The 26,454-nt window shown below is 65.9% G+C and carries 24 protein-coding genes and 2 pseudogenes; 16 read left to right on the top strand and 10 right to left on the bottom strand.

What is annotated here, in order from left to right:
- Positions 1–20: 20 nt before the first annotated feature.
- The 5 genes from RS901_RS25265 (at position 21) to RS901_RS25245 (ending at position 5,236) form a co-directional block, all read left to right on the top strand.
- A complete protein-coding gene (locus RS901_RS25265) occupies positions 21–1,037 on the top strand; it encodes an ABC transporter substrate-binding protein (RefSeq protein ID WP_013953453.1) in 1,017 nt (338 codons plus the stop codon).
- A gap of 4 nt (positions 1,038–1,041) precedes the next feature.
- Positions 1,042–2,100, top strand: coding sequence for an ABC transporter permease (locus RS901_RS25260; RefSeq protein WP_316156873.1), 1,059 nt, complete (start codon positions 1,042–1,044; stop codon positions 2,098–2,100).
- Complete coding sequence (locus RS901_RS25255; protein ID WP_316156872.1) at positions 2,094–2,918, top strand: ABC transporter ATP-binding protein; 825 nt, start codon at positions 2,094–2,096, stop codon at positions 2,916–2,918. Before RS901_RS25260 ends, RS901_RS25255 begins: the two co-directional genes overlap by 7 nt.
- 31 nt (positions 2,919–2,949) lie before the next feature.
- Complete coding sequence (locus RS901_RS25250) at positions 2,950–4,131, top strand: cytochrome c (RefSeq protein ID WP_316156871.1); 1,182 nt, start codon at positions 2,950–2,952, stop codon at positions 4,129–4,131.
- A 214-nt stretch (positions 4,132–4,345) separates the two neighbouring features.
- Positions 4,346–5,236, top strand: a complete 891-nt coding sequence (locus tag RS901_RS25245) for a DMT family transporter (protein WP_316156870.1) — start codon at positions 4,346–4,348, stop codon at positions 5,234–5,236.
- 17 nt (positions 5,237–5,253) lie between these two features.
- Here the strand turns inward: RS901_RS25245 and RS901_RS25240 are convergent, their stop codons facing one another.
- Together RS901_RS25240 and RS901_RS25235 are read right to left on the bottom strand one after the other, a co-directional pair.
- Positions 5,254–6,078 carry a 3-keto-5-aminohexanoate cleavage protein gene (locus RS901_RS25240; protein WP_316156869.1) on the bottom strand — a complete coding sequence of 275 codons (825 nt, stop codon included), beginning with the start codon at positions 6,076–6,078 and terminating at the stop codon, positions 5,254–5,256.
- Between the two features lie 45 nt (positions 6,079–6,123).
- Complete coding sequence (locus RS901_RS25235) at positions 6,124–7,992, bottom strand: bifunctional sugar phosphate isomerase/epimerase/4-hydroxyphenylpyruvate dioxygenase family protein (protein ID WP_316156868.1); 1,869 nt, start codon at positions 7,990–7,992, stop codon at positions 6,124–6,126.
- 133 nt (positions 7,993–8,125) lie between these two features.
- Here RS901_RS25235 and RS901_RS25230 point away from each other — a divergent pair, with 133 nt between their 5' ends.
- A complete protein-coding gene (locus RS901_RS25230; RefSeq protein ID WP_153953385.1) occupies positions 8,126–8,893 on the top strand; it encodes an IclR family transcriptional regulator domain-containing protein in 768 nt (255 codons plus the stop codon).
- 18 nt (positions 8,894–8,911) lie between these two features.
- Here the strand turns inward: RS901_RS25230 and RS901_RS25225 are convergent, their stop codons facing one another.
- The gene (locus tag RS901_RS25225; protein WP_316156867.1) at positions 8,912–9,859 is read right to left on the bottom strand and encodes a LysR family transcriptional regulator; all 948 of its coding nucleotides are present in this window, start codon (positions 9,857–9,859) and stop codon (positions 8,912–8,914) included.
- 84 nt (positions 9,860–9,943) lie between these two features.
- Here RS901_RS25225 and aroQ point away from each other — a divergent pair, with 84 nt between their 5' ends.
- Positions 9,944–10,396 (top strand): type II 3-dehydroquinate dehydratase, encoded by a 453-nt coding sequence (gene aroQ / locus RS901_RS25220; protein ID WP_316156866.1) that lies wholly within the window; start codon positions 9,944–9,946, stop codon positions 10,394–10,396.
- A 122-nt stretch (positions 10,397–10,518) separates the two neighbouring features.
- Here aroQ and RS901_RS25215 read toward each other — a convergent pair whose 3' ends face one another.
- The 3 genes from RS901_RS25215 to RS901_RS25205 all read right to left on the bottom strand — a co-directional run bounded on the left by RS901_RS25215 (position 10,519) and on the right by RS901_RS25205 (position 13,913).
- Entirely contained in the window at positions 10,519–11,583 is a 1,065-nt protein-coding gene (locus RS901_RS25215; RefSeq protein WP_316156865.1) for a porin, read from the bottom strand.
- A 72-nt stretch (positions 11,584–11,655) separates the two neighbouring features.
- Positions 11,656–12,984 carry an MFS transporter gene (locus tag RS901_RS25210; protein WP_316156864.1) on the bottom strand — a complete coding sequence of 443 codons (1,329 nt, stop codon included), beginning with the start codon at positions 12,982–12,984 and terminating at the stop codon, positions 11,656–11,658.
- 95 nt (positions 12,985–13,079) lie between these two features.
- The gene (locus RS901_RS25205) at positions 13,080–13,913 is read right to left on the bottom strand and encodes a shikimate dehydrogenase (protein WP_316156863.1); all 834 of its coding nucleotides are present in this window, start codon (positions 13,911–13,913) and stop codon (positions 13,080–13,082) included.
- 264 nt (positions 13,914–14,177) lie between these two features.
- Between RS901_RS25205 and RS901_RS25200 the strand changes: the two genes are divergently transcribed.
- The 7 genes and pseudogenes from RS901_RS25200 (at position 14,178) to RS901_RS25170 (ending at position 21,955) form a co-directional block, all read left to right on the top strand.
- Positions 14,178–15,260 (top strand): 4-hydroxyphenylpyruvate dioxygenase family protein, encoded by a 1,083-nt coding sequence (locus RS901_RS25200; RefSeq protein ID WP_316156862.1) that lies wholly within the window; start codon positions 14,178–14,180, stop codon positions 15,258–15,260.
- A 478-nt stretch (positions 15,261–15,738) separates the two neighbouring features.
- Positions 15,739–17,505 (top strand): sulfoacetaldehyde acetyltransferase, encoded by a 1,767-nt coding sequence (gene xsc / locus RS901_RS25195; protein WP_316157287.1) that lies wholly within the window; start codon positions 15,739–15,741, stop codon positions 17,503–17,505.
- A gap of 217 nt (positions 17,506–17,722) precedes the next feature.
- On the top strand, positions 17,723–18,757 hold the full coding sequence (gene pta, locus RS901_RS25190) for a phosphate acetyltransferase (protein ID WP_316156861.1): 1,035 nt from the start codon (positions 17,723–17,725) through the stop codon (positions 18,755–18,757).
- Positions 18,754–19,524 (top strand): sulfite exporter TauE/SafE family protein, encoded by a 771-nt coding sequence (locus RS901_RS25185; RefSeq protein ID WP_316156860.1) that lies wholly within the window; start codon positions 18,754–18,756, stop codon positions 19,522–19,524. Before pta ends, RS901_RS25185 begins: the two co-directional genes overlap by 4 nt.
- 11 nt (positions 19,525–19,535) lie before the next feature.
- Positions 19,536–19,748, top strand: a pseudogene (locus RS901_RS25180) (transposase); the annotation flags it as partial.
- Positions 19,749–20,150: 402 nt separating this feature from the next.
- Positions 20,151–21,122, top strand: a complete 972-nt coding sequence (locus tag RS901_RS25175; RefSeq protein ID WP_316156858.1) for a LysR substrate-binding domain-containing protein — start codon at positions 20,151–20,153, stop codon at positions 21,120–21,122.
- Positions 21,123–21,373: 251 nt separating this feature from the next.
- Positions 21,374–21,955, top strand: a complete 582-nt coding sequence (locus RS901_RS25170) for an NAD(P)H-dependent oxidoreductase (RefSeq protein ID WP_316156857.1) — start codon at positions 21,374–21,376, stop codon at positions 21,953–21,955.
- Between the two features lie 82 nt (positions 21,956–22,037).
- On the opposite strand, the gene RS901_RS25165 is transcribed toward RS901_RS25170, so the two are convergent.
- Both RS901_RS25165 and RS901_RS25160 read right to left on the bottom strand, forming a co-directional pair.
- Positions 22,038–22,595, bottom strand: a complete 558-nt coding sequence (locus tag RS901_RS25165; protein WP_316156856.1) for a DUF4863 family protein — start codon at positions 22,593–22,595, stop codon at positions 22,038–22,040.
- A 245-nt stretch (positions 22,596–22,840) separates the two neighbouring features.
- Positions 22,841–22,993 (bottom strand): hypothetical protein, encoded by a 153-nt coding sequence (locus RS901_RS25160; RefSeq protein ID WP_316156855.1) that lies wholly within the window; start codon positions 22,991–22,993, stop codon positions 22,841–22,843.
- Positions 22,994–23,100: 107 nt separating this feature from the next.
- Between RS901_RS25160 and RS901_RS25155 the strand changes: the two genes are divergently transcribed.
- Positions 23,101–24,453: an MFS transporter gene (locus RS901_RS25155; RefSeq protein WP_316156854.1), complete on the top strand. Its 1,353-nt coding sequence runs from the start codon at positions 23,101–23,103 to the stop codon at positions 24,451–24,453.
- Positions 24,454–24,665: 212 nt separating this feature from the next.
- Complete coding sequence (locus RS901_RS25150) at positions 24,666–25,262, top strand: nitroreductase (protein WP_316156853.1); 597 nt, start codon at positions 24,666–24,668, stop codon at positions 25,260–25,262.
- Positions 25,263–25,294: 32 nt separating this feature from the next.
- On the opposite strand, the pseudogene RS901_RS39040 reads toward RS901_RS25150, so the two are convergent.
- Positions 25,295–25,410: pseudogene (locus tag RS901_RS39040) on the bottom strand (IS110 family transposase); the annotation flags it as partial.
- A gap of 98 nt (positions 25,411–25,508) precedes the next feature.
- Positions 25,509–26,417, bottom strand: coding sequence for a LysR family transcriptional regulator (locus RS901_RS25140; RefSeq protein WP_316156852.1), 909 nt, complete (start codon positions 26,415–26,417; stop codon positions 25,509–25,511).
- Positions 26,418–26,454 lie beyond the last annotated feature (37 nt).

Below are 26,454 nucleotides of genomic sequence, written 5' to 3'. Positions count from 1 at the left end.
CGAAGACGGGGAGTCTCACCATGAGCCAGGACAACAACAATCATGCCGACCCGCGCCGACGCAGCGTGCTGCGGCTGGCCGGCGCCGCGGCCATCGCCGCGCCGTCGCTGATCCTGGGCCGCCAGGCCTGGTCGGCGCCGCGCAAGCTGACCTTCGCGTGGAACCAGAACTCCTTCTGCCTGACGCCGATCGTGGTGGCGCAGGAGAAGGGCTTCTTCGAGAAGAACGGCCTGCAGGTCGACCTGATCAACTACAGCGGCTCGACCGACCAGTTGCTGGAATCGATCGCCACCGGCAAGGCCGATGCCGCGGTCGGCATGATCCACCGCTGGCTCAAGCCGCTGGAAGCCGGTTTCGACGTCAAGATCATCGGCAGCTCGCACGGCGGCTGCGTGCGGCTGGTCGGATCGAAAGCGGCGGGAGTCACCAGCCTGCAGCAGCTGAAGGGAAAGACCGTCGGCGTCAGCGACCTGGCTGCGCCGGGCAAGCACTTCTTCACCATCCTGCTGGCCAAGAACGGCATCGACCCGGACAAGGACATCACCTGGCGCCAATACCCGGCCGACCTTCTGGGCGTGGCGGTCGACAAGGGCGAGATCCAGGCGATCGCCGACGGCGACCCCAACCTCTACCTGCTGGAGAAGCGCACCAACGGCGCCTACGTGGAACTGGCCACCAACCTCACCGGCGAGTACGCGCGCAAGGTCTGCTGCGTGGTCGGCGCCCGCGGCGAGCTGGTGCGCAACGACCGCCCCGCCGCCACGTCGCTGGCGCGCGCCATCGTGCAGGCCACCGACTACGTCAACGAGAACCCCAACGAGGCCGCCAGGGTCTTCGCCAAGTACTCGCCCAAGATCAACCCGGAAGACCTGCGCAAGCTCTACGCCACGCTGACCTATACCCACCACCCTACCGGCGTCGACCTGCGCGACGAGATCGCCTTCTACGCCGATGATTTCCGCCGCATCGGCGTGCTGAAGAAGACCACCGATGCCAAACGCCTGGCACAGCACGTCTACGCCAATGTCCTGGGGTGATGCCATGACGACAAGCCAACCTGCATTCGACGCCGGGCTGGCGCGCAAGCCAGCCGCGGCCCCCGTGCCGCATGCCGCCGCGAGCGCGCGCGCGTCCGGCCCGGTCTGGGCCACCGGCATCCTCGCCGCGCTGGCATGGGCCGCGTTCGGCGCGCTGACGTGGCTGTGGCCCAACCAGGCGGTGGGCTTCAGCGACTGGGCCTATACGGCGGAACTGGGCATCGCCGCGCTGGCGGGCGCCGCGCTGCTGGCACTGGTTGCGCTGGCCGGCCAGCGGGTCCGGGCGGCGCAACGCGCGCTGGCCGCGCTGCGCGCCGCCGGCCCGTGGCTGGTGGCGCTGCCCGTGGCCCTGGCCGCGTGGGAAACCCTGACCGCCAAGACCGCCATCCTGCCCACGCCCTTCTTCGCGCCGCCACAGGCGCTGATCGAGGTCTATGCCGACGACTGGCGGCGGCTGGGCGACAGCGTGCTGAACACGCTCAGGCTGCTCGGGCTGGGCGTGGCCTATGGTGGACTGGCCGGCTTCCTGGTGGGGGTGTCGATCGGCTGGTCGCGCCGCATCGGCTACTGGGTGCATCCGGTGCTGCGCGTGCTGGGCCCGCTGCCATCGACCGCGCTGCTGCCACTGACCTTCTACTTCTTCCCGTCGAGCTATTCCGCCGCGGTGTTCCTGATCGCGCTGGCCACGGCCTTCCCGGTCGCGGTGCTGACGTGGTCAGGCGTGGCCGGCGTCAACAAGAGCTACTACGACGTGGCGCGCACCATGGGCGCCTCGGGCTGGTTCCTGGTGCTGCGCGTGGCGATCCCGGCGGCGCTGCCGCAGGTATTCGTCGGCCTGTTCATGGGACTGGGCGCTTCGTTCTCGGTGCTGGTGACGGCGGAGATGATGGGCGTGAAGTCGGGCCTGGGCTGGTACCTGACGTGGGCGCAGGGCTGGGCTTCGTACGTCAACATGTATGCGGCGCTGATCGTGATGGCGCTGCTGTTCTCGGGCGTGATCACGCTGCTGTTCGTGGCGCGTGACCGCGTGCTGTCGTGGCAGAAGGGGACGGTGAAATGGTGAGTGTTGCAGAACGGCGGGAGAGGGAAGTCAACGCCGTGGGGAGCGAGGCCCCGGAAGCGCTGACCGGTGCCCGCATCGACATCCATCAGGTCAGCCACTGGTTCGGCAGCGGCGGCGACCGGCTGCAGGTGCTGGACGACGTTGACCTGAGCGTCGCACCGGGCGAATTCGTCGCGCTGTTGGGGCCCAGCGGTTGCGGCAAGTCCACGCTGCTGCGGCTGGTGGCAGGGCTGGACCAGCCCGCCTCCGGCGGGATCCTGCAGGACGGCACCCCGATCACCGAGCCGGACCCGTCGCGCATCGTGGTATTCCAGGATCCCACGCTGTACCCGTGGCGGCGCGTATGGGACAACGTCGCGCTGGGCCTGCAGGCGCGCGGCGTGCTGGCAAGCCAGCGCCCGCGCGTGGATGACGCGCTGCGGCGCGTGGGCCTGGAAACCTTTGCGCGCGCCTTCCCGCACCAGCTCTCCGGTGGCATGGCGCAGCGCGTGGCGCTGGCGCGCGCGCTGGTCAACGATCCGCGCCTGCTGGTGCTGGACGAGCCGCTGGGCAAGCTGGATTCGCTGACGCGGCTGGCGATGCAGAGCGACCTGGTCGAACTGTGGCAACGCTCGCGCTTCTCGGCGCTGCTGGTCACGCACGACGTGGAGGAAGCGCTGTTCCTGGCGCAGCGCGTGATCATCTTCAGCCAGCGTCCGGCACGCATCACGGCAGAGATCCGGGTCGACCTGCCCTACCCGCGCCATCGCGGCGATCCGCGGCTGACCGGTCTGCGGCACGAAGCGCTGCGCCACGTGGGACTGGACGCGAGCTGGTAATGCCCCATCGCTTTACCCCGCGGGCCGCGCCATGAGCGGCCCGCCTCCGCAGGCATGGCTGAATGCGCTGCTTGTGCTGATCGAGAAATGCCAGCTTGGCTTGCTGTCGCTGTGGCACGCCCTGGGCCTGACCGGCGACAGCCATGGACAGCCGGCGTGGCCGTGGGCGCGGCGAATCGCCGGAGAAACGCTGCTGATCGACCTTGGCCTCGCCCGCCAGGTCGGCCTGAGCGTTTGCGCCATCGGCTTTGCCGTGCTGGCCGTCAGCGTAGCGCTGGCGTGGCGGCGTCAGCGCGTGGTGCTGCTTGGGGCTGGTGCGTTGGCCCTGTTGGTGGCGCCGTGGCCTAAGGCATCGCTGCTGCTCGGCCCTGCCATGCCGACCAGCTTTCACGCCAGCCCTACCCGCTTTTCCGTCGATGCGATCGCGCTCGGCGCGCGCGTCTATGCGCAGCACTGCGCCGGCTGCCACGGTGCCGATGGCCGTGGCGAAGGGCCTTTGGCCGCAACCCTCGCCCAGTGGCCTCCAACCCTGGTCAGCCCCCTGCTCGCGCGCCGCGCCGATGGCGAACTGTTCTGGCACGTACTCGCCGGCATGCGCGACCGCCACGGCCGGCTCACCATGCCAGGCTTGCGTAGCCAGTTTGGCGACCGTGAGGCATGGGCCGTGATCGACTACATGAAGGCGCTGTCCGCCGGCAGTGGCGCCGGCGCCGATAGCAACTGGCCAGTGCCGTTGCGGCTGCCGGAGATGGCGATCCGCTGCGGCAGCGATGCGCCGCTGGCGCTGTCGCAATGGCGCGGCGGCCAGCGGGTGCGGCTGGTGGCAGTCGATGGTGTGGAGTCCCTTCCGTACGAGGATCCGCGCTTCCTGACCGTGCTGGTGACGCAGGACGGCAAGGCGCCGGCGCAGGTGCCGCGCTTTCGCGCCGGCTGCACGGCCACGTCGCCGCATGCGTGGCAGGCAGTGGCATCGATCGCCGGCGAAGCGCCTGCGCGGCTGGCCGGTACCCAGTTGCTGGCGGATCGCGCAGGCTGGCTGCGAGCGCGCGGTGCACCGGGCCGGCAATGGTCCGATGCGGATCTTGTGTGCGTGTCGGCGCCCACCGCCAACACCTCGCGCAATGCCGCGCCGGCTCCAGACGGCCTGACCGCGCTGCTGTTGCGCATGGATGCCGAGCCGGTACGCTTCGTCAAGGGCGGCTTGGTTCACTGATCGCCTCCATCATTGATCCCGTGCCGGCGCTTTCTCCGTCGCCCAGCCGGATTATTCGCTGCCAGCGAATTCTGACTTTCCATCCATTGCCGTCATGACGCCCGCTGCTGCCAGTAACCTGCACATCGAAGACAAAGCCAACGTGGATCGGTGACATGGTGCAGAGAAGGATGGCCGTGGCAGGCGCAGCTTGCCGGCCTGCGGCGTGATTCGCATGGGAGGCGCCCGGGCACTGCAGGGCATCGCGCTGATGATTGCCGCGGTAGCGTGCTTCGCCACGCTCGATACGCTGACGAAGATTGCCGGCGCGGCAGTGCCAGTCGTCATGGCGCTGTGGCTGCGCTATCTCGTGCAGGCGGCGTTGACCGCCGCGGTCTTGCTGCCCGCGCGCGGCCGGGCCTTGCTGCGCACGCGGCGGCCGCTGCTGCAATGCGCGCGTGCCGTGACGATGCTGCTGTCCAGCATGTGCGCGTTCTTCAGCCTGCAGGTCCTGCCGGTGGGCGAGTTCACCGCAGTTGTGAGCCTGACGCCGCTGGCGATGGCGCTGGCCGCGGCAGCCATGCTTGGCGAACGCGTGTCGGCCGTGCGGTGGCTCTTCCTGTTGACGGGATTTGTCGGGGCCCTGGTGGTGATCCGGCCGGGCGCTGGCCTGCAGCCCGCGATGCTGTTGCCGCTGGGGGCAGTGCTGTCCAATGCCGCATACCAGTTGCTGACCAGCGTGCTGACCCGTGCCGATGGCGTCGGGACCACGCACTTCTATACAGGCTGCGTTGCCACGGTGCTGCTCTCGGCAGCGCTGCCGAGCGCATGGACCTCGCAACTCACGGCATTGCACTGGTGCCTGCTCGCTGGCATGGCGCTCGCCGGCACCGCCGGCCACCTGTTCCTGGTCCTTGCCTATGCGCGCGCGCCGGTCAGCCTGCTTACCCCTTATCTCTATCTGCAGATCGCCTTTGCGATGCTTGGCGGCTGGCTGGCATTCGCCTATCTGCCCGATGCGTGGTCCGTGCTCGGCGTTGCGGTGATCGCCGCCAGCGGCGTGGGCGGCACTGTGGCGGCGGCCCGCGACCGGGAACTGCCGGGGCGGCCCGTCGGGGCGACATAGCCGCCCCGCTACCGCCGTCAGTCCAGCCCGAGCAGCGCCCGCGCCTGTGCCGGCGTTGCCACCGCCCGGCCGTACTGCCCGCAAAGCTGCGCCACGCGGCCAACCAGTTGCGCGTTGCTGGCTGCCAGTGTGTCCTTGTCCCAGCGGATGTTGTCTTCCAGACCGGTACGGCAGTGCCCGCCGAGCTCCAGCGTCCAGTGATTGACTTCCAGCTGGTGGCGGCCGATGCCGGCGGCCGTCCATGTCGCGCCCGGCAACAGCTTTTGCAGTTGCTCGACCTGGAACGTCAGGATCTCGCGCCGCGCCGGCAGCGCATTGCGGATGCCGAACACGAACTGCACGTGCGGCGGCGCCGCGATCAGCCCTTCTTTCACCAGTTCCGCCGTGTTGTAGAGCATCGCCAGGTCGAAGATCTCGATTTCCGGCTTGACGTGGAATTCCCGCATCGTGGTGGCCAGCGTGCGCACGAAGTCTGGCGGGTTCTCGTAGACGCTGGTGGGAAAGTTGACCGAGCCGGTGGCAAGCGAAGCCATGTCTGGCCGCAGATGGAGCATCGCGCCGCGCTGGCTGGCCTCGCGGCCGCGTCCGCCGGTGGAGAACTGCACGATCATGCCCGGGCAGTGTTTGTGGGTGCCTTCCTGCAGCGCGGCGAATCGCGTCGGATCGGAGCTCGAATTTTCCAGTTCGTCGCGCACGTGCAGGTGAACCAGCGTGGCGCCGGCCTCATAGCTGGCGTGCGTGCTTTCGATCTGTTCAGCCACCGAAATGGGCACGGCCGGGTTGTCCTTCTTGCGCGGCACGGAACCGGTGATGGCCACGGAAATGATGCACGGCTCTTGCATGGAATGTCTCCTGTAGGGAATGTTGTGAGCGGGTGACGATGATGTTCAGCTGTGCCGCAGCTGCGCCTGTGCGGCCATGCGCACCGAAGCGTTGACCGCGCCGTACCCCGTGTAGCCGCTGCGTTGCACGAGTTCGAAGAAAAAACGTTCGTGGAACGGCTCGGTGTAGGCGTGCAGGAATTCACCGTGGGCGTCGCGGTCGTAGAGCAGGCCGAGACCTTGCAGGCGTTCCAACAGCGCGTCGTCGAGCGCGAGCCGCGCGGCCACGTCGTCGTAGTAGTTGTCCGGCACGTGGAGCATCGCGGCGCGGGTGCGGTCGATGGCTTCCAGCGTCTGCCCGATGCGTTCCGACCGGAAGGCGATGTGGTGCACGCCCGAGCCCGCGTAAGCGGCGACAAAGCGCCCGGTGGCGGTGCGGCCGCTCTCGGACACGTTGAGCGGGATGCGAACATGCTGGCCGGGGCTGACCATGGCGCGGCTCTTCACCAGGCCATACGGATCGGCGATCTCATGCACGGCCTCCGGCCGCATGGCGAACACCGAGCGGTAGAACAGCACGAAGCTGTCGAGCCGGTTCGCCGGCAGCGCCTGCGCGATATGGTCGATGGCAGACAACCCGGCGCCGTGGTGGACGGTTTGCGCGGGCGTATCGAGCAGGAAGTCGCTCTCATAGATGCTGCGGTCGGCGTCGCGGTCGTCGATCAGGTGGAACAGCATGCCGTCGGGCGAGCGCAGCGCGGGAATCACGCGCTCGTCGGGCCCCACCGGCTCGCGCCACTCCTTGCACAGCAGCGCGCGGGCGCGCGCCACGGCGCGGCGTGCGTCGTCCACTTTCAGGCCGATGGCGCACACCGACGGGCCGTGCAGTTGGAAGTGCTCGGCGGCGGCGCTGTCCTGCTCGGCATTCAGGATCAGGTTGACGCCGCGCTGGCGGTACAGGTCGACCGCCTTGGAGCGATGGCGGCCGGCATGGGCAAAGCCAAGCGATTCCAGCCGTTGCGCGAGTTCGCGGCCAGCCACGTAATCGACGGCAAACTCGACGAAATCCACGCCACCCAGTACCGGCGGCGCAGGCAGCGGCGTGCCGCCAGCCTCGGACTCCAGCCAGATCAGCGAGCGCAACCCGTCTTGCGCGGTCAGCCGTGCCGGCGCCGCGCGGAAGTCGTCGTTGAAGACCTCCAGCGACAACGGCCCGTTGTAGCCCGCCTGCAGCACGGCGCGGGCGAAATCGGTCACCGGCAGGTCGCCCTGCCCGGGAAAGTTGCGGTGGTGGCGGCTCCACGACAGCACGTCCATCGACAGGCGTGGCGCGTCGGCCAGTTGCACAAAGAAGATCTTGTCCGCCGGCACAACGTCCAGGCCCTGCAGCGAATCGCCCAGCGACAGCGTATGGAAGCTGTCCAGCACCAGCCCCAGCGCGGGGTGGTCGGCGCGCTGCACGATGTCCCACGCCTGCAGCCATCGGCGCGTATGGCGGCCCCAGGCAAGCGCCTCGTAACCGACGCGCAGCCCGCGCCGCGCGGCGGCCTCCGCCATCCGGCGCAGGTCGGCGGCAGCGCGGGCGGGGTCGTCGATGGCCACCTCCTGCACATTGCTGCACACCAGCACCATCTCCGCGCCAAGCTGCTCCATCACGTCGAACTTGCGTTCGGCGCGCGCCATATTGCGGACAAAGAGGTCATCCGGCATGGCCTCGAAGTCGCGCAGCGGCTGGTAGAGCAGGATCTGCAGGCCGAGGTCGGCCGCCATGCGCCGCACCTCGGCGGGAGAGCCGTCGAAGTGCAGCAGGTCGTTCTCGAAGATCTCCACGCCGTCGAAGCCCGCGGCCGCGGCGGCTTCCAGTTTTTCCGGCAGCGTGCCGGACAGCGAGACGGTGGCGATCGATTTCGGGAGAGGCCTGCGGGCTGCGGTCATGGCGATTGCGAGGTGGCGACAGTATTGCCCCAAAGGTTAGGGGCGAGCCAGCTCGTCAACAACCACAATTCGCGCGCATGCGTGCGACAATCGCTCCACTGCGATCATCCCTCGCGCGAAATTCGGGTTAACCATGGAAAAAGAACCGCTGAGCCGGCGCGACTGGATCGCCGGGCTGGAAAAAGGCCTGGCCATCCTGGAGGCCTTCGACAACGACCATCCGCGCCTCACGCCCACGCAGGCGGCGCAGCTGACCGGCCTGACGCGCACGGCTGCGCGTCGCTACCTGCTGACGCTGGAGCACCTCGGCTACACCACCAGCGACGGCACGCTGTTCAGCCTGACGCCGCGCGTGCTCAAGGTGGGCTGGTCTTATTTTGACTCGGCACGGCTGCCGCGCACGGTGCAGCCGTTCCTGCAGCAAATCACCGCGCAGCTCGGCGAGGCGGCCTACCTGAGCGTGCTCGATGGCTGGGAGCTGGTGTTTATCGCCCGCACCAGCACCAGCCGCGTGATGAGCACCGGCTTCGTGCTGGGGGCACGGGTGCCGGCGCCGCTGGGCTCGGCCGGGGTGATGATGCTGGCCTCGCGCCCTGAGCAGCAGGTGCGCGAATGGCTGGAATCTGTCGTGCTCGCGCCCTACACCCCTTACACCATCCTGCAGCATGAGCGCCTGCTTGAAGAGATCCGCAAGGCCGGCGCGCAGGGCTATGCGATGCTGGAGCAGCAGCTGCAGACCGGTGTGCGCGGCATCGCCGTGCCGCTGCGCGACCGCCACGGCAAGGTCATCGCCGCGCTGTCGGTCAATATGCCGATCGGCGACGAGACCGCACAGCAGGCGCTGGACCGGGTATTGCAGGTGTTGCAAGACACCGCGCTGCTGATCATGCGGGTGCTTTAGAACCCGTGAAACGGGTTCTTAGTCCAGGGTCGCCGTCAAGGCGTGTGGCCCCTGCGACAGCTGCGTCTTCAGGAAGTCGAGGCAAACCCGCATCCGCGCCGAGGCCGACGCCCGTGCGCTGGTCACGGCCCAGATATCGGCCGGCTGCTGCCAGTCCGGCAGCACGCGCACCAGTTCGCCGGCGCGCACCCTGGCGGCCACGTCCCAGACCGAAGCCATGATGATGCCGAAACCTTCCAGTGCCCACTGGTGGGTCACGTCGCTGTGGTTCGATGCCATCGGCCCGGTCACTTTCACGGTCTCCCACCCGTCAGGTCCTTGCAGCCGCCATACGCCAAAGGCCTGGTCGCGTTCGCGCAGCAGCAGGCAGTCGTGCCGGGGCAGCTCGCCCGGGTGCTCCGGCATGCCGCGCCGCGCGAGGTAGGCGGGCGCAGCGCACAGCACGCGGCTGCCGCTGGCGATCTTGCTGGCGATCAGGTGCGGCTCCTCGACCTCGCCCACGCGGATGTCGAGGTCGAAGCTTTCGCCGATCAGGTCGACGCGCCGGTCGAGCAGCTCCAGCCAGACCTCCAGCCCCGGATGCTGCTGCCGCAGCCGCGACAGCGCCGGTGCCACATGCCTGCGCCCGAGCCGCACGCTGGTGGCGATGCGCAGCAGCCCGCGTGGCTCGCCCCCGGTGGCACCCACGGCTTCCAGCATGCCGTCGACGTCTTCCAGGATCTTCTGCGCCCACGCAAAGGCGCTCTCGCCCTCGGCGGTCACGCTGACGCGGCGCGTGGTGCGGTGGAACAGCTTCGCTCCCAGCATGGCTTCGAGCATGGCGATGCGCTTGCTGACATGTGCCGGCGAAATGCCGGTCTCGTTGGCGGCGGCGATAAAGCTGGCGCGTCGCGCCACCGTGCAAAACAGCCGCAGGTCCCGCAGGAACGGGTCATTGTTCGCCGTCAGCGCATTCTGAGTTTCCATGGCGGTCGATGATGGGATGAAGGGACTAACGATAGGCTATCGGCGATGGCCGCGCCAGCGCCGCGGCCCAATCCAGGAGACACGATGAAGACAGTACTGGTGCTCAACGGGCCCAACCTCAACCTGCTCGGCACCCGCGAGCCCGCGGTCTATGGCAGTGAATCGCTGGCCGATGTGGAACGCATCTGCCAGCAAGCCGCGCAGCGGCTGGGGCTGGAGGCGCAATGCCGGCAGACCAACCATGAAGGCCAGCTGATCGACTGGATCCATGAGGCGGGGCGGCTATGCGCGCAGGGGGAAATGGTCGGCGTGGTGCTGAATGCGGGGGCGCTCACTCATACGTCGATCGCGCTGCATGATGCGATCAAGGGCGCGGCGGTGCCGCTGGTCGAGTACCACATCTCCAATGTCCACGCGCGCGAGGCGTTCCGGCACCATTCGTGGATTTCGCCGGTGGCGCGGGCGGTGATGGCGGGGCTGGGGGTGAAGGGGTATGGGTTGGCGGTTGAGGCGCTGGTGCAGTCAGTGACGGCTTGACACTTACCGCGGGCCTGAGCCCGCTGCCGGTTTGCTCCCCTCTCCCGCAAGCGGGAGAGGGGGCCGGCTTGCGGGACTTGGCAGCGCATCGCTGTGCGCAATCGCGGTCAAATCCCGGCCCATCAGAACTTATGCCGCACCCCCGCCATCACCCCGATGCGCGACGCATTGCCATAAGTATTCCCACTGTTAGCAAACGTCGGCGAGCTGTTCAACGCAATCCACTGCCCCTGAAGGTGGGTGTAGTCCACCTCCACATACACATCAGTGCGCTTGCTGAAGTTGTAGTCGAGCATGCCCGCCGTGGTCAGCCGCTTGCCACCCTGCCCCGCATGGCGCAGCCAGTCGTACTGCAGCGTGCCGATAAGCGCCAGCGCGTCGGTAATATTGAACCGCGTCCCCACATAGCCGACGTTGTTGCGGTAGTCCGCCACATCCAGCCGGTTGCTGGTATAGCCGAGGTAGTATTGCGCCCGCGCCGCCTTCCACGTTCCGCCCACGCCCCACACCGTCTGCTTGCTGGCCTGCGCCGCCGGCACCGCGCCGAAGAAGGCCGAAGTCACGTTCTGCGTCTGCTGGTAGACCGAGCCGATCTCCAGCGGCCCTGAGCTGTAGACCAGCGACCCGGCCGCCGCCGAGCCGCTCTTGATGCTGCCCGGCACCTCGCCGAAGGTGTAGGCCGCCGCCACCTGCAGGCCGTTGAAGCTCTTGATGTACTTGACGGTGTTGTCGTAGCGCAGCCCGGTGTAGTTGCCGCCCTGGTAGCCGACGATGGAGTTGTTGGCGAAGGCCATCGCCTCGTAGGACGACAGCACCTCGTGGGCCAGCGTGTACTGCCGGCCGATCGCCAGTTTGCCGTAGCCGCCGTCGAGCCCGATCACGGCGGTGCGCCCGAACAGCCGTCCGCCCTGCTGGCTGGTGCCGGTGTCGGGCGAGAAGCCCGATTCCAGGATGAACCACGCCTTGTTGCCGCCACCGATATCCTCGGTGCCGCGCAGGCCCCAGCGGCTGCCGGTCAGCACGCCATCGGTCATCTGCGTGCGGCTGTGGCCGGCCGCGTCTTCATGGGTGCTGTAGCGGATGGTGGTATCCAGCAGCCCGTAGAGCGTGACGCCACCGGAAGTCTGGGCGAGCGCGGGCAGGCTGCCCGCGCCCAGCGCGAGCAGCGCAATCATTCGTTTTTGCATTGGAGCTTTGTCTCTGTGTTTTATTGGCGGTGGGGCGAACGCCCCCGCCGGGTCAGGCAACATCGAAAGGCGTCAGGCGACTTCCGGCACCTTGCGCGGGGCGAGGAAGAACAGCCAGGTAAGCGCGATGAAGTAGGCGCAGGGGATCATCGTGAACAGCACCGCATAATTGTTGTGCGTCGATGTCAGTACGTAGCCGACCAGCTGCGTCATGAACATGCCGCCGATGGCGCCGATCATCCCGCCGAAGCCGAACACCGAACTGACCACATGCTTGGGCGTGTAGTCCATCACCATGCTCCAGATGTTCGCCGTCCACGCCTGGTGCGCGCCGATCGCGAGCGAGATCGCGGCCACGGCCATCCACAGGCTGCTGGCGCCGGCGGCCATCACCACCGAGGTGATGCATGCGGCGAAGATCAGCATCGACAGCAGGCGCGCACGCACTGCCGGCATGCCGCGGCTGATCAGCCACGACGACAGCGCGCCGCCGCCCACGCTGCCCACGTCGGCCGCCAGGTAGATCACGATCAGCGGCAGGCCCATCTGCGTGACGCTGATGCCGAGCTGGTACTGCTGGTTCAGGAACGGCGGCAGCCAGTACAGGTAGAACCAGAACACCGGCGCGGTGATGGCGTAGGCCAGGGCAAAAGCCCAGGTGCCGCGCATGCGCAGGATTTGCGAATAGCGGATGCGGTGCGGCGGCGGTTCGACGTCGTGCGTGATGTGGGCCAGTTCGGTGGCGCTGACGGTCGGGTGCTGTTCCGGGTTGTGGTAGCGGGCATACCAGAACGCCAGCCAGATCGCACCCAGCGAGGCGATGACGATAAAGGCCGCCTGCCAGCCCCAGGCCTGCAGGATCAGCGGCAGCATGATCGGCGTGAGCATCGCGCCGACATTGGTGCCGGCATTGAAGATGCCGGTGGCGATGGCGCGCTCGCTCGCCGGGAACCAGATGCGCGTGGTCTTGACGCAGGCGGGGTAGTTGGCCGCCTCCGACAAGCCAAGGAAGAAGCGGCAGATCATGAAGCCGACCGCGGACGCCGCAAAGGCATGGGCACCACACGCGATGCTCCACAGCAGTACCGCTAGCGCGAACGCGCGCTTGACGCCGACCATGTCGATAAACCGGCCCTGCAGCGCAAAGCCGATGGCGTAGCCCACCTGGAACCAGAAGTTGATGTTGGCGTAATCCTGCGCGGTCCAGGCCATGGCCTTGGCCAGCACCGGCTGCAGCACGCCAAGCGCGGCACGGTCGATGTAGTTCAGCGTGGTCGCGAAGAACACCAGCGCCAGCATGCCCCAGCGCACCTTGCCGAAGGCAAAGGCGGCGCGGATCTTGTCGCCGAGCGAGTTGCCGGGTGCCGCAGCAGCCGGCAGCTCCTTGTGAGTCGTGGTCATCTTGTCTGTCTCCACCGTTTGATTGGAAATGCTTGCCGGCGTGCCTTTATGGGACGGCATCCGCTCGGCGGTCGGCCAGGGCATGCGCCCTGCCCTCAATACCGGATCTGCGCAACCGCGCGCAGCGCTTCAGGGGTGGCCGTGCCGTAGCCAAAGAACTCCAGGTAGGCCGGAATCATCTCAAACAGCATGTCGGTGCCCACCTGGACCTTGCAGCCGCGGGCCAGTGCGGCTTCGAGGAAGGGGGTGTATTCGTGCTTCATCACCACCTCGCCGACCATCGCGCCAGGGGCAATGCGCGCGACGTCGAACGGCAGCGGGTCGCCTGCGTGCATGCCAAGCGGGGTCGCGTTGACCACCATGTCGAAGCCTTGCGGATCGTCCGAGCCTGTGCTCACGCGCAGCGCCGGGTAATACTCGGCCAGGCGGCGGGCCAGCGCACGCGCGGCGCCTTCGCGGGCATCGAACAGCGCCAGTTCCGCCACGCCGGCTTCGGCCAGCGAGGCGGCGATCGCGCTGCCCACGCCACCGCTGCCGGAGACGATGGCGCGCGCGCCTTCCGGCCGGCAGCCCTTGCGCACGATGCCGCGCACGAAGCCGGCGCCATCGAACTGGTCACCGACCAGCGTGCCGTCGTCGCGCCGCAGCACGGCGTTGCACGCACCGGCGATGCGGGCGGCCGGCGTGAGCTCGTCCACCAGTTCCAGCGTGGCAACCTTGTGCGGCATGGTCACAAGCGCGCCGCGGATATTGGTCAGGCGGAACAGGGAGCGGAACACTTCGGCATAGTCGTCGGGCTTGACGCCCATCGGCACCACCACCGCGTCGATGCCCTGCTGCGCGAACCAGGGGTTGTAGATCATCGGCGCCTTGAACGAATCCGTGGGAAAGCCAAGGTGCGGGATGAGCGTGGTCTTGCCGTTGATCATGGTGTTGGTGAGCCTGGCGGCCGGCCCGGGTGCGTTTCGATGACCGGAGATTAGTGGCCGGCCGCGCGCCAGCCAAGCGCCCTTTGCGCCATATTGCGCGATCAGTGAACGCGTATGCGCGATCAAGGCGCGCAGTTCGGGTTTCTACGAGGTGCTGAGACGCGCCGTCCAGGCGCGGCCCGGCGAGGGCGCGTTGCTATGATCCGATCGTCGCCGCAATGGCCCGGCACCGCCCCCCCTCGCCACCCAACAGGAGCAACGACAATGAGCGCCGCAGACGTCTCTTCCCCGCGCGCCGACGATTTCCAGACGTGGGACAACCCGCTCGGGATCCAGGGCTACGAGTTCATCGAATTTGCCTCGCCCGACCCGGCCGCGCTGGGCCGCACCCTTGAACGCTTCGGTTTTGCCGCCATCGCCCGTCACCGCCACAAGGCCGTGAAGCTGTACCGGCAGGGCGAGATGAATTTCATCGTCGATGCCGAGCCGGATTCGTTCGCGACGCGATATGCCAGCGAGTACGGCCTGTCGATCTGCGCCATCGGCATCCGCGTGAACGATGCCGCGGCCGCCTTTACCCGCGCGCTGGAAGCTGGCGCATGGCCCTTCGAGGGCGGCACCGTGGGGCCGATGGAGCTCAATATCCCCGCCATCCAGGGCATCGGCCAGTCGATCCTCTATTTCATCGACCGCTGGCGCGGCAAGGAGGGCCGGCCAGGCGACGTGGGCGATATCTCGATCTACGACGTCGATTTTCGCCCGCTGCCGCAGCCCGACAATGCGCCGGACGCGGGGCTGCTGCGCGTCGACCACCTGACCCAGGCCGTGGAGCAAGGCCATCTCGAGGAATGGCTGGACTTCTACCGCAAGGTGCTGGGCTTCCGCGAGCTCCAGCCAGCCAGCGAGGCGCACGCGCTGGTGTCGCCGTGCGGGCGCATTCGCATTCCGCTGTATGAGAAGGGAACGACGCGCCATGACCAGATGCGCCACTACCTGTCGGACCAGCACGGCGAGGGCATCCAGCATATTGCGCTGGCCAGCGCCGACATACTCGCCAGCACTGCCGCGCTGGCGGGCAACGGCGTGCAGTTTGTGCAGCCGCCGGCGGCCTACTACGATTGCGTCGACACGCGCCTGCCCGGCCATGGCCTGGACCTGGCCGCGCTGCAGCGCTACGGCATCCTGGCCGACGGCGCCATGCGTGCCGATCGCACGCAGGAGCGCTTCCTGCAGGCGTTCGTGAGGCGCGAGGCGGGCGAGTTCTTTTTCGAGATCGTCCAGCGCGACGGGCATCAGGGCTTCGGCGAGGGCAACCTGCCAGTGCTGGAAGCGCTGTCGGTACGCTGAGACGGCCCCCTTCACCAGCATGCAGCCCAGTCAAACCGCGCCCTGCTGAGCGCGCCAGCTCGCACTTCCTCGCCGCGTCCCTGAGGCGGCGGGCTCGTCACACTTCCCGCCATATTCGCCAGCGCCGGTGATCTCTCACTGGCGTCCTGCTTGCCTGCCCGGCCCGGGCGCATCCCGATTTCCCCGTCCTCGCAGCGCGTATCAACGCCCGATAAATGGCGTTTACGACGCCTCAATCGGATTTTTGTCTCATTTTTTCATTCGTTTCATTCCATAAATCAAAACTTCCTATTGACCAATCGGAGTCTTCCGCCTACATTTCCCCCAACAAGCAATTTTCCGGAACGTCCTGTTCCACTTTATAAGACCCTCATCAGGAGACAACGCCATGCGCGACCTCGATACCACCTCGAATCCCGCCGTTTCCGGTGGCTCGGCCGCCGCGAAGGAGAGCCAGGTCCCGGCCGGCCCGCAGACCATGACCCCGTCGGAAGCCTTCGTTGAAACGCTGGCCGCCAATGGCGTGACCGACATGTTCGGCATCATGGGCTCGGCCTTCATGGATGCGATGGACATCTTCGCGCCGGCGGGCATCCGCCTGATCCCAGTGGTGCACGAGCAGGGCGCCGGCCACATGGCCGACGGCTACGCCCGCGTGTCGGGCCGCCACGGCGTGGTGATCGGCCAGAACGGCCCCGGCATCTCCAACTGCGTGACTTCGATCGCTGCTGCCTACTGGGCCCACAGCCCGGTGGTGATCGTCACGCCCGAGGCCGGCACCATGGGCATTGGCCTGGGCGGCTTCCAGGAAGCCAACCAGCTGCCGATGTTCCAGGAGTTCACCAAGTACCAGGGCCATGTCACCAACCCGGCGCGCATGGCCGAGTTCACCGCCCGCTGCTTCGACCGCGCCACCGCGGAAATGGGCCCGACCCAGCTGAACATCCCGCGTGACCACTTCTACGGCAAGGTCAACGTCGAGATCCCGCAGCCGCGCCGCCTCGACCGCGGCCCCGGCGGCGAGCAGAGCCTGAACGAAGCGGCCGAGTTGCTGGCCAACGCCAAGTTCCCGGTGATCATCTCGGGCGGCGGCGTGGTGATGGCCGATGCGATCGAAGAGTGCAAGGCCCTGGCCGAGCGCCTGGGCGCGCCGGTGGTCAACAGCTACCTGCACAACGACTCGTTCCCCGCCAGCCATCCGCTGTGGTGCGGCCCGCTGGGCTACCAGGGTTCGAAGGCGGCGATGAAGCTGATCTCGCGCGCCGACGTGGTGATCGCGCTGGGCTCGCGCCTGGGGCCGTTCGGCACGCTGCCGCAGCACGGCATGGACTACTGGCCGAAGAACGCCAAGATCATCCAGATCGACGCCGACCACAAGATGCTGGGCCTGGTGAAGAAGATCTCGGTGGGCATCTGCGGCGATGCCAAGGCCGCCGCCATCGCGCTGACCCAGCGCCTGGCCGGCCGCACGCTGGCGTGCGACGCCACCCGCGACGGCCGCGCCACGGAAATCGCCAACGAGAAAGCCGCGTGGGAGAAGGAGCTGGACGACTGGACCCATGAGCGCGACCCGTACAGCCTGGACATGATCGAAGAGCAGAAGCAGGAGCGCACGCCCACCGGCGGCACGTACCTGCACCCGCGCCAGGTGCTGCGCGAGCTGGAAAAGGCCATGCCGGAAGACGTGATGGTGTCCACCGACATCGGCAACATCAACTCGGTGGCCAACAGCTACCTGCGCTTCGAGAAGCCGCGCAGCTTCTTCGCGGCGATGAGCTGGGGCAACTGCGGCTACGCCTTCCCGACCATCATCGGCGCCAAGGTGGCGGCTCCGCATCGCCCGGCCGTGTCGTACGCCGGTGACGGCGCCTGGGGCATGAGCCTGATGGAAACCATGACCTGCGTGCGCCACAACATCCCGGTGACCGCGGTGGTGTTCCACAACCGCCAGTGGGGCGCGGAGAAGAAGAACCAGGTGGACTTCTACAACCGCCGCTTCGTCGCGGGCGAGCTGGACAACCAGAGCTTTGCCGACATCGCCCGCGCGATGGGCGCCGAAGGCATCGTGGTGGACCGCCTGGAAGACGTGGGCCCGGCGCTCAAGCGCGCCATCGACCTGCAGATGAATCATGGCAAGACCACGATCATCGAGATCATGTGCACGCGTGAGCTGGGGGACCCGTTCCGCCGCGATGCGCTGGCCAAGCCGGTGCGTTACCTGGACAAGTACAAGGACTACGTCTGATCGAAGTACTGCACACCGCCAGCTGACGGCGTGCTCCCTCTCCCGCTTGCGGGAGAGGGTTGGGGAGAGGGCCGGTGCGTCCACGAAGTGAGGCGCGGCAGCATGGCGAGCGCCTGCCCTCTCCCCCGGCCCCTCTCCCGCAAGCGGGAGAGGGGAGAACACCAAGGGCATAGCGCAGGTCGCTGGCCCTTTTTTCAGTTTTACCGAGCCAACCACCATGAAAGCCATCCTCCGCATCATCGACCGCGCCCGCGCCGCACCTCGCCGCATCGTGCTGTGCGAGGCCGAAGACCCGCGCATCCTGCAGGCCGCGCAGCGCGCCACGCAGGAAGGCATCGCGCGCATCGTGCTGGTCGGCAACACGCGCCAGATCAACGCCGCCGCGGCCATCCACGGCATCGGGCTGGACGGCATGACGCTGGTCGATCCGGCCACCTCGGCGCTCATGCCTTCGTTCGCGCAGCAGCTCTTCGCGCTGCGCCAGAAGAAAGGCATGACGCTCGATGAAGCGAAGCGCGCCGTGCTGGACCCGCTGTGCTTTGCCAACCTGATGGTACGGCTGGGCCATGCCGACGGTTCGGTCGCGGGCGCCGCCCACACCACCGCCGACGTGGTGCGCAACGCGATCCAGCTGGTCGGGCTGGCACCCGGCTTCCGGCTGGTGTCGAGCTTCTTCCTGATGATGCTGTGCGAGCCTTTCCACACGCTCAAGGGCGGGCTGATCTTCTCCGACTGCGGGCTGGTGGTGGATCCGGATGCCGATGCGCTTGCCGATATCGCCATGGCCGCGGCCGACAGCGCACGCACCTTGCTGATGGAAGAGCCGCGCGTGGCCATGCTGTCGTTCTCGACCAGCGGCAGCGCCAGCCATGCGGCCGTGGACAAGGTGGTGGCCGCCACCGAGCGCGTGCGTGCGCAGCGCCCGGGCCTGGCCATCGATGGCGACGTGCAGCTCGATGCCGCCATCGTCGCCGAGATCGCCGCGCGCAAGGTCGCGCATTCACAGGTGAACGGCCACGCCAACGTGCTGGTGTTCCCCAGCCTGGAAGCCGGCAATATCGGCTACAAGCTGGCCGAGCGGGTCGGTGGCGCCAAGGCCATCGGGCCGATGCTGCAGGGACTGAACAAGCCCGCCAACGACCTGTCGCGCGGCTGCAGCGCGGACGATGTGTTCCATGTCATCGCCGTCACCGTGGTCCAGTCGCAAGCGACCGCGGAACAGGCCGGCAAGGGCGAGCAGGCAGCGGCATGAAAGCAGAACTGTTGTTGCCGCTGCTGGGCCTGCAGGCCCTGCTCGGCGCCGGCACCTATTTCCAGACGGTGACCGGCTTTGGCCTGGGCATGATCGTGATGGGCGCCACCAGCGGACTCGGCCTGGCGCCGGTAGCCACCGTGGCCGCGGTGGTCAGCCTGGTCACTCTGGCCAACAGCGCCTGCGCCCTGCCCGGCAAGATGCAGCATATCGACTGGCGCGCGGTCGGCGCGGCGGCGATCGGCATCCTGCCGTCGGTAGTGGTGGGGGTGCTGGTGCTGGAATACCTGAGCAGCAGCGCGGCCACCCTGCTGCAGTTGCTGCTGGGCGCCGTGATCCTGTACGGCGGCCTCAGCGCCGCGCTCAAGCCCGCGCCGCTGGCGCAGCGCTCGGGCGACCGCAGCTTCTTCATGAGCGGGGTGTTCGGTGGCTTGCTGAGCGGCATGTTCGGCGTCTCCGGGCCGCCGCTGATCTTCCAGTTCTACCGGCAGCCGATGAAGCCGGTGGAAGTCCGCTGCGCGCTGATCCTGGTGTTCACCGTGACCTCCAGCGTGCGCACGCTGTTCTCGGCCTGGCAGGGGCAGCTCGACACCGCCGTGTGCGTGCAGGCCGCCATTGCCGTGCCGGTGGTGGTGATCGCCACGCTGCTGGGCCGGCGTTTCCCGCCACCGTTCTCGCCGACCACGACGCGCAGGGTGGCGTTCGGGGTGTTGATCGGGATCGGGGCCAGCCTGATGCTGCCGGCGATTTCGGCGTGGGTGCTCTAAGAAGCTGTTAGCGCGGCATCACGCCCGTGCTTGCCAAAATCGGCTCGCCACACGGCAGTGGGCTCGGCAAAACGCGCTGGGTCGTGGAGCGCTCGATTGCTTGGCTCCACTCGTTCAGAGGCCTGAAGCTTCGATATGAACGATATGCCCATGTCCACGAAGCCTTCCTGTCCCTTGCCTGTTCGCTGATTTGCTGGAGCAGGCTAAAGCCCTTCATGAATTAATTTCGCAACAGCTTCTAAGGGAGGAACAGTTTCGATCGTTGGGAAAAGCGCCCAAGTCAAGGAACAGGAGAGTGAGTTTCTTCAGCGTCGCGCAACCGAAAACGGCCAGTATCAAACGCAGATGGCGCACGCACAGTTCGCAGAAGCACAACAGCAGGCGCACTATTCGACTCTATGCGGCTCGCGCTGCCCGCTGCCACCGCTTGACTGTAGTCGGCACAGGTGTAAATCCGGGTACAGAACCGCCAGTTTCCGACAGGACTACCGTCATTGAAGATCAGCAGAGGACGCGGGACCACGGCATGACGATGGCCGGAACGACGCAGCGAGCGCCACGGCCGGTCGTGCTCTCGAGGGTAGAATGCGCGGAACATTTGGTGCGCTCTCATTCGGACGAAAAGAATGAATCTCGCAAGGATCGACCTCAACCTGTTGCGCGTCTTCGATGCAGTTTTCGAAGATCGCAATCTGCTGGCCGCTGGCAAGCGCCTGCATCTCAGTCAATCGGCAATCAGCCATGCGCTCGGCCGCCTTCGCGATGTGCTCCAGGACGACCTCTTCGTGCGTACAGCCAAGGGCATGGAGCCGACCGCGCGCGCGGTGGCGATGGCCACGCCCATCCGGAACGCCTTGCGGCAAATCCAGACCGCGCTCGGTGATGAACCCTTCGACCCGGCCAGCGCACGTCGGGAATTCGTGGTGGCCGCCAACGACTACATCACATTGCTTCTGCTCAGCCGGCTGAGCCAGCGCCTGCGCGCGGAAGCGCCGATGGTCGACCTTGTGGTGCGCCCCTCGACAAGACTCGATCTGGCCGGACAGATCGACATCGGCCGCATCGACATCGCCATCGGCATCTTTGCCGAAGTGCCTACGCGGTTCCAGTCGATGGTGGTCTGGAAGCAGACCGAGGTACTGGTTACGCACCGAGATCATCCGATCGGCGACCGTGCGCTCACCAACGAGGATCTGCTGACCTATCCACTGGTCGCCGTATCGCTGGGTGGGCAGGAGGAAGGCGCGGTCAGCGGCTTTATCGTCGAACGCGGCCTGGCACGGCAATCGGAAATGTTCGACCGGCAGGCGCTGGAAGACGCGTTTGCGGGTTCTGCAAGTCTGCCGCGTATCCGCGTCGCAGTGGCGCATTCGCTGGCGATACCCTCTCTGGTTCGCCACAGCGACATGCTGGCGCTCGTACCTTCGCCGCTGGGCCGCGAGTTCGAGCGCGATGGTGAGCTACGCATTCATCCGGTGCCCTACCCCACGCCAATGACGTCGGTACGGGCGGTCTGGCACGGCCGCAATGCCGAAGATCCGGCCTTGCAATGGCTGCGCAAGCAAATTGCCGATGTGGCGAGCCAGGTGCGAACCTAGTTCGTCCTGTTTGCTGCAAGGTCGCCTTGCACGCATTTCACCGCAGCCGGCGTTTTCCCTGTGGCACCATCGAGACACCATGCACATCGACATCTCTGGCGCCACGCGGGCTGGCCCTTTTCCAGCACCTGGCGTTCGCCTAGTCGATATCGTGACACGATCGCGGCATGCGGCTCCGGTCGTTCGCCCTACTGACATCCCGCAGCGGGCCGCAACGCACCCGGCAATTCCCATCGCTTCAGAACTTCAACATGACAGTAAAGATCCTTGCATTGTGTGGCAGCACGCGTCGCGGTTCCGTCAACCGAAAATTGCTCGATGTGGCCGTGCGCGGCGCAGGCGACAGCGACGCTGAGGCCAGGCTCGTATCACTGGCCGATCATGCGTTGCCGTTCTATGACGGCGACTTCGAACAGGAACACGGCGTACCGGCACCGGCAAGGGAGTTGCAGCGGTTGCTAGCGGAGCATGATGCGTTGCTGGTGGCGTCGCCCGAATATAACGGCGGCTATACCGCGCTGCTCAAGAATGCCATTGACTGGATAAGCCGGCCGATGGCTACCGGGGAATCGGGCGTGCAGCTTTTCCAGGGAAAGGTTGCCGCAGTGATCAGCGCTTCGCCAGGACCAATGGGCGGTATCCGCTCCATGCTGGGAATGCGCGGCGTACTGGAGAAGCTCGGCATGCTGGTCATTCCGCAGGGATTCTCGCTGGCAGCAGCACATCAGGCATTCGACGCGGATGGCAGTCTTATCCAAAAGCCGGTAGAGACCGAAGTGCGCGCGGTGGGCGCCAAGCTTGTGGAGACGGCCCGGCGCTTGTCGAAGGCCTAGACGTTAAAGCGTTCGCACGGCTGCCGCCGTGCGATTTGCGAGCGGCACGCCGATGAAGGCGAGCCGCCCTACATCCTGCCAGTCAATGGGCGTCCGGTGCCTTGACGTTGTAGGCAATCCTGCCTGCAGGCAGGAAGAAGAGCGCAATGACTGCGCCGCCCTTGGCCTCGGGATAATGATGACTGCCCGGTGCGGGGGCAGTCCATCCGCCGTAGCACCAGCCATTCGGACCAGCCAGCGCCGCGCCTTCATTGAGCGCCACCACCAGGTTGAACTCGCCATAAGGGTGGGAATGATAGTCGCCGCGGAAGGCATCTTCCGGGTTGCGCTGATCGTTACCGGAGCTGTCCATATAGACCGCGGTAATGCTGAAGCCGAAGGTCGCCTCCGACGGATCGACAAGGCGCGATCGCCGGTACTTATGACCCGCGATTTCCGTGTTGGCGGCCCAGCCTTCCTGCTCGACACCGATCCTGATCAGTCGGGCGAGATCCTTGTACAACGCGCTTTCACGACCGTATTTCGTGTTCAGCCATTGCTCGACTTCGCTTCCGGTGGTCATGTCCTTGACCTCGTCAAGAAACGGAATGCAGCGAGCGATCAATTGCTCCCTGTGATTGGATGCTTCGGTGTTTGACATATCGTCCTCATGGTCTCGGTTTAGCGTCGTGCTCGCATCGCCAGCGATGCTGATCAATGTGCCCGCGCAGCGGCGTATCGCCTGCAGGCACGATGCCATACGGTGCGCAACGGCGGAAGCGACAACCGTTCAAGGTGAGATTGCATGCCGTGCAAGAGGCGTCATGTGTGACGCAGGTTCCACCGTTCAATATCCATATGCACAGATTTCAATGACGCCTTCATCTCGATCATGCGATGAAGAAATTAGCGCTTATGCGGGAGAAAAGACCCCAGCACGATCAATTCACGCTGGATTTCCTGCATCTTCGCCAAATTAATTTCGCTGACAAAGGGATCTGAACTACGAGCGGCCTGCCCCCTATCGGGGTTGACCCTGTTGTCGCTCGTCATCTGCAAGCCTAAGCTCCGCGCCGATGTCTTTCATCTTCCAGCAGATGTCGACATGAATCGACCATCTGTTCGTCGAGAGGCTTCATGAAGAGTCATCCCCCACAGGAGTTGTCATGAGTACTTACCAGCAAGCGACATCGAAGGTCATCGATGTCCAGCAATTCATTGATGAACATCCGTTTTCGCCATATCAATGGCTGATCCTGTTCATTTGCTTTCTGATCGTCGCTGCGGACGGCTTCGATACGGCAGCGATCGGCTTTGTCGCGCCGGCCGTCGCCAGGGAATGGTCCATTCCCGTTGGTGCGTTAGGACCGGTGCTCAGTGCGGCGCTGGTCGGCCTGGCGCTGGGTGCGCTGCTGGCAGGACCGATCGCCGACAGGATAGGCCGGCGCAGGGTCTTGATCGGCTCGGTCTTTTTCTTCGGCCTTTGGACGGCGGCGTGCGTGGCAGCGACGGACATCTGGCAACTCACCGTGTTCCGCTTTCTGACCGGCATCGGTCTCGGGGCGGCGTTGCCCAACGCGACAACCCTGCTATCGGAATACGTGCCGGCAAAACGACGCGCATTGCTACTGAACATCATGTTCTGTGGTTTTACACTGGGTGCCTCGGCGGGAGGACTTGCCGCGGCCGCATTGATTCCTGACTTCGGGTGGCGATCGGTCTTCGTGGTCGGCGGCGGTGTACCGGTCGTGTTGGCAATCGGCCTGATCAGGTTACCCGAGTCGATCCGCTTCATGGTGATCAGGGACTGGCCGATCGAGCGGATTCGCAACGTACTACGCCGGATCGCCGATGACCCTGCTATCGCCACGTCATGCTTTACGATTTCGGAAAACCAGGGGGACAAGCAACGCACACCGATCGGCGCGATGCTCGCCAGGCCGTACCGATTCGGCACGCTGACGCTGTGGCTGGCCTACTTCATGGGGCTGCTCGTCTATTACACACTCACGAGCTGGATGCCCACAATGATCCGCCAGGCAGGCTTCACGCTGCGCGAGGCAGCACTCGTTACGGCGCTGTTTCCGGCGGGTGGCGTGCTCGGCGCGCTGATCTTCGGCTGGCTGATGGATCGCTGGAATCCCTGCCGAATCGTTGCACTGGCCTTCCTTCTTCTCGGCGTCGCGGTCTGTGCGATGGGACAAGGAGCGGCCAGTACCGGGTCGCTGGCGGTTCTGACGTTCGTGGCGGGCGTTTGCATGACGGGCGCGCAGATGTCGATGCTCGCACTCGCTGCGCTTTTCTATCCCACCCACAGCCGCGCGACCGGCGTGGCCTGGATGCTCGGCGTGGGGCGCTTCGGTGGCATTCTCGGTGCCATGGGCGGCGGCACGCTGCTCGCGGCCGGCTACAACATGATCTACATCTTCATGCTGATGGCCGCGCCAGCATTCGTCGCAGCAATGGCCCTGTTCGTGATGGCGTGGGGCCGCGCGCGGCCGGCACTCGCCGGTGATTGAACCGCCGCTGTTGTGCAGCGGGTGCAATTTGCCCTTGCATATGTTTCACCGTGCGCTTCCTGTACGCGATGTCATCATGAGGAAGCCTCCCTGCTCGTTCTCTACTCATGAAAATTACTCGAAACTCTCATCCCACAGCATCCATCGTCGATGGCATCATTCGCGCCCGTCGAGCCGTGAGATACTTCAGACCTGATGCGATACCGCGACGCATGGTCGAGGACATTCTCGACGTGGCAAGATTTGCGCCAAGCAACTCGAATATCCAGCCCTGGCATGTCTACGTGCTGGCTGGGCAGGAAAAAGCTGCGCTGAGCGAAGCGTTAAGGCAGGCGCACGTGGAGGATCGACATCCTCCGTTGCGACATATTCCCGACCCGCTTCCTGAAGCGATGAGAGTTCGCCAGGAGGCATTCGGATCGGTGTACTACGGCGCGCTGGGAATATCCAAGTGCGATATGCAGCAACGCGCCAAGGTAACGGCGAGAAACTTCGATTTCTTCGGTGCGCCCGTTGGCTTGATCTTCGCGATCGATCCATCTCTCACCAAATTCAGCTGGCTGGACTATGGGCTGTTTATCCAGACGATCATGATTGCCGCAAGCGCCATTGGCCTGGCCACGTGTCCTCAGGTGTCATTCGTGCGCTATCAGGACATCATCTCCAGGCACCTCGAGTTTCCCGACGGCTTCCAGGTCGTGTGCGGAATGAGCCTCGGCTTCCCCGACGGAGAGTCGATTGTCAACCGTCTCGATATGGCGCGTGAGCCCGTCGATGGCTTCACGCGCTTCCTGGGGTTCGATGCCTGAGCGTGCAGTCGAATTGATGCCGACGGGAATTAGCACTCGATGCCGCGCCCCTGAAGCGCACGACAGATCCAAATCCGTCCTGGCCGGCCTCGTAGCTTACGACGACGCGCACGCCTGCTGGCAGCCACCACTTCTCTTTGTGCTGTTGCCGGCGTAATGCGCATGCAGGATGAGGCCGGCCAAGCGCCGGCGGAAGAAACGACTCGAAGGGCAAGAGAACAGTTGATGGGCGGGGCCGTATAGTCGCTAGCGTAACGTCTCCCTCAATGCAACCCGCAAAAACTCCCGCAAGCTTTGCGTCTGCGGGTCCGCTCCGGCTTCGAGCCGCCAGATCAATCCGACATCCATGGACGGCACCCTGTCAGAGAGGCTGCGCCGCAGGATGCGCTGCCCTTCCAGCGACCAGGGCCGATAGACGAGATCGGACAAGATAGACACGCCGCGCCCGGACGCCACCAGGCTGCGCACCGCCTCGATCGAACAGCTTTGCAGCCGCACGCTGGGCGTAAGCCCGTACTGCCCCCAGTACTTGATCACGGTGGCGATATGCTCGTCCATGTCGAGCAGGATGTAGTCGTGCCGCGCCACGTCGGACAGGCTGATCTCTTCCTGCTGCATCAGCGGATGGTCCGGAGGTCCCCAAAGCTGACGCGCCGAGCGCAGCAGCGTTTCGCAACCGACGTGATCCATCTCGGGCAGGTTCGAAACCAGCAGCAAGGCCAGGTCGAGCTTGCCGGCCTGGATATGCGCCTCGATATCGCCGCGCGGTCGCTCAAGGATCTGCAGTTCCAGCCGGGGAAACTTTTGTTCCAGCGCGGGCAACAGCCTAGGGAGGACGTACGCCGTAATCGTCTCGGTAACGCCAAGGCGGACGACGCCGGTCAGCGTCGCGGGCGTGAGCGCAGCCGCGGTGACTGCCTCGCGCACGGCTACATCGATCTGCTGCGCATGACGCAGGAAACGGATGCCCGCGGCTGTCAGCTTTACCCCAGCGGCGTGTCGGGAGAACAGCGGCGCGCCGACTGCGTCCTCCAGCGCCTTGAGCGATGCGGTCATCGAGGACTGCGAAACGTGGCAGCGCTGTGCGGCCCGCGACACCTGTCCGGTCTCGGCAATCGCAACGAAGTGCTGTATCTGTTTCAGGGTCGGCAGCATCGATTTTTCCGATATTGCAATGTCAAAACTATGAATT

It is taken from the genome of Cupriavidus sp. BIC8F, assembly GCF_032465815.1.
GTDB lineage: Bacteria > Pseudomonadota > Gammaproteobacteria > Burkholderiales > Burkholderiaceae > Cupriavidus > Cupriavidus necator.
This window is presented reverse-complemented; position numbering and strand designations above follow the sequence as displayed.

Excerpts from the sequence above, each read along its gene's own strand:
- RS901_RS25230 (WP_153953385.1), top strand. The coding sequence starts at position 8,126 with ATGGAAAAAGAACCGCTGAGCCGGCGCGACTGGATCGCCGGGCTGGAA.
- RS901_RS25215 (WP_316156865.1), bottom strand. The coding sequence starts at position 11,583 with ATGCAAAAACGAATGATTGCGCTGCTCGCGCTGGGCGCGGGCAGCCTG.
- RS901_RS25185 (WP_316156860.1), top strand. The coding sequence starts at position 18,754 with ATGAAAGCAGAACTGTTGTTGCCGCTGCTGGGCCTGCAGGCCCTGCTC.
- RS901_RS25175 (WP_316156858.1), top strand. The coding sequence starts at position 20,151 with ATGAATCTCGCAAGGATCGACCTCAACCTGTTGCGCGTCTTCGATGCA.
- RS901_RS25245 (WP_316156870.1), top strand. The coding sequence starts at position 4,346 with ATGGGAGGCGCCCGGGCACTGCAGGGCATCGCGCTGATGATTGCCGCG.
- RS901_RS25265 (WP_013953453.1), top strand. The coding sequence starts at position 21 with ATGAGCCAGGACAACAACAATCATGCCGACCCGCGCCGACGCAGCGTG.
- pta (WP_316156861.1), top strand. The coding sequence starts at position 17,723 with ATGAAAGCCATCCTCCGCATCATCGACCGCGCCCGCGCCGCACCTCGC.
- xsc (WP_316157287.1), top strand. The coding sequence starts at position 15,739 with ATGACCCCGTCGGAAGCCTTCGTTGAAACGCTGGCCGCCAATGGCGTG.
- RS901_RS25225 (WP_316156867.1), bottom strand. The coding sequence starts at position 9,859 with ATGGAAACTCAGAATGCGCTGACGGCGAACAATGACCCGTTCCTGCGG.
- aroQ (WP_316156866.1), top strand. The coding sequence starts at position 9,944 with ATGAAGACAGTACTGGTGCTCAACGGGCCCAACCTCAACCTGCTCGGC.
- RS901_RS25210 (WP_316156864.1), bottom strand. The coding sequence starts at position 12,984 with ATGACCACGACTCACAAGGAGCTGCCGGCTGCTGCGGCACCCGGCAAC.
- RS901_RS25170 (WP_316156857.1), top strand. The coding sequence starts at position 21,374 with ATGACAGTAAAGATCCTTGCATTGTGTGGCAGCACGCGTCGCGGTTCC.
- RS901_RS25205 (WP_316156863.1), bottom strand. The coding sequence starts at position 13,913 with ATGATCAACGGCAAGACCACGCTCATCCCGCACCTTGGCTTTCCCACG.
- RS901_RS25165 (WP_316156856.1), bottom strand. The coding sequence starts at position 22,595 with ATGTCAAACACCGAAGCATCCAATCACAGGGAGCAATTGATCGCTCGC.
- RS901_RS25235 (WP_316156868.1), bottom strand. The coding sequence starts at position 7,992 with ATGACCGCAGCCCGCAGGCCTCTCCCGAAATCGATCGCCACCGTCTCG.
- RS901_RS25155 (WP_316156854.1), top strand. The coding sequence starts at position 23,101 with ATGAGTACTTACCAGCAAGCGACATCGAAGGTCATCGATGTCCAGCAA.
- RS901_RS25255 (WP_316156872.1), top strand. The coding sequence starts at position 2,094 with ATGGTGAGTGTTGCAGAACGGCGGGAGAGGGAAGTCAACGCCGTGGGG.
- RS901_RS25150 (WP_316156853.1), top strand. The coding sequence starts at position 24,666 with ATGGTCGAGGACATTCTCGACGTGGCAAGATTTGCGCCAAGCAACTCG.
- RS901_RS25250 (WP_316156871.1), top strand. The coding sequence starts at position 2,950 with ATGAGCGGCCCGCCTCCGCAGGCATGGCTGAATGCGCTGCTTGTGCTG.
- RS901_RS25200 (WP_316156862.1), top strand. The coding sequence starts at position 14,178 with ATGAGCGCCGCAGACGTCTCTTCCCCGCGCGCCGACGATTTCCAGACG.
- RS901_RS25140 (WP_316156852.1), bottom strand. The coding sequence starts at position 26,417 with ATGCTGCCGACCCTGAAACAGATACAGCACTTCGTTGCGATTGCCGAG.
- RS901_RS25260 (WP_316156873.1), top strand. The coding sequence starts at position 1,042 with ATGACGACAAGCCAACCTGCATTCGACGCCGGGCTGGCGCGCAAGCCA.
- RS901_RS25240 (WP_316156869.1), bottom strand. The coding sequence starts at position 6,078 with ATGCAAGAGCCGTGCATCATTTCCGTGGCCATCACCGGTTCCGTGCCG.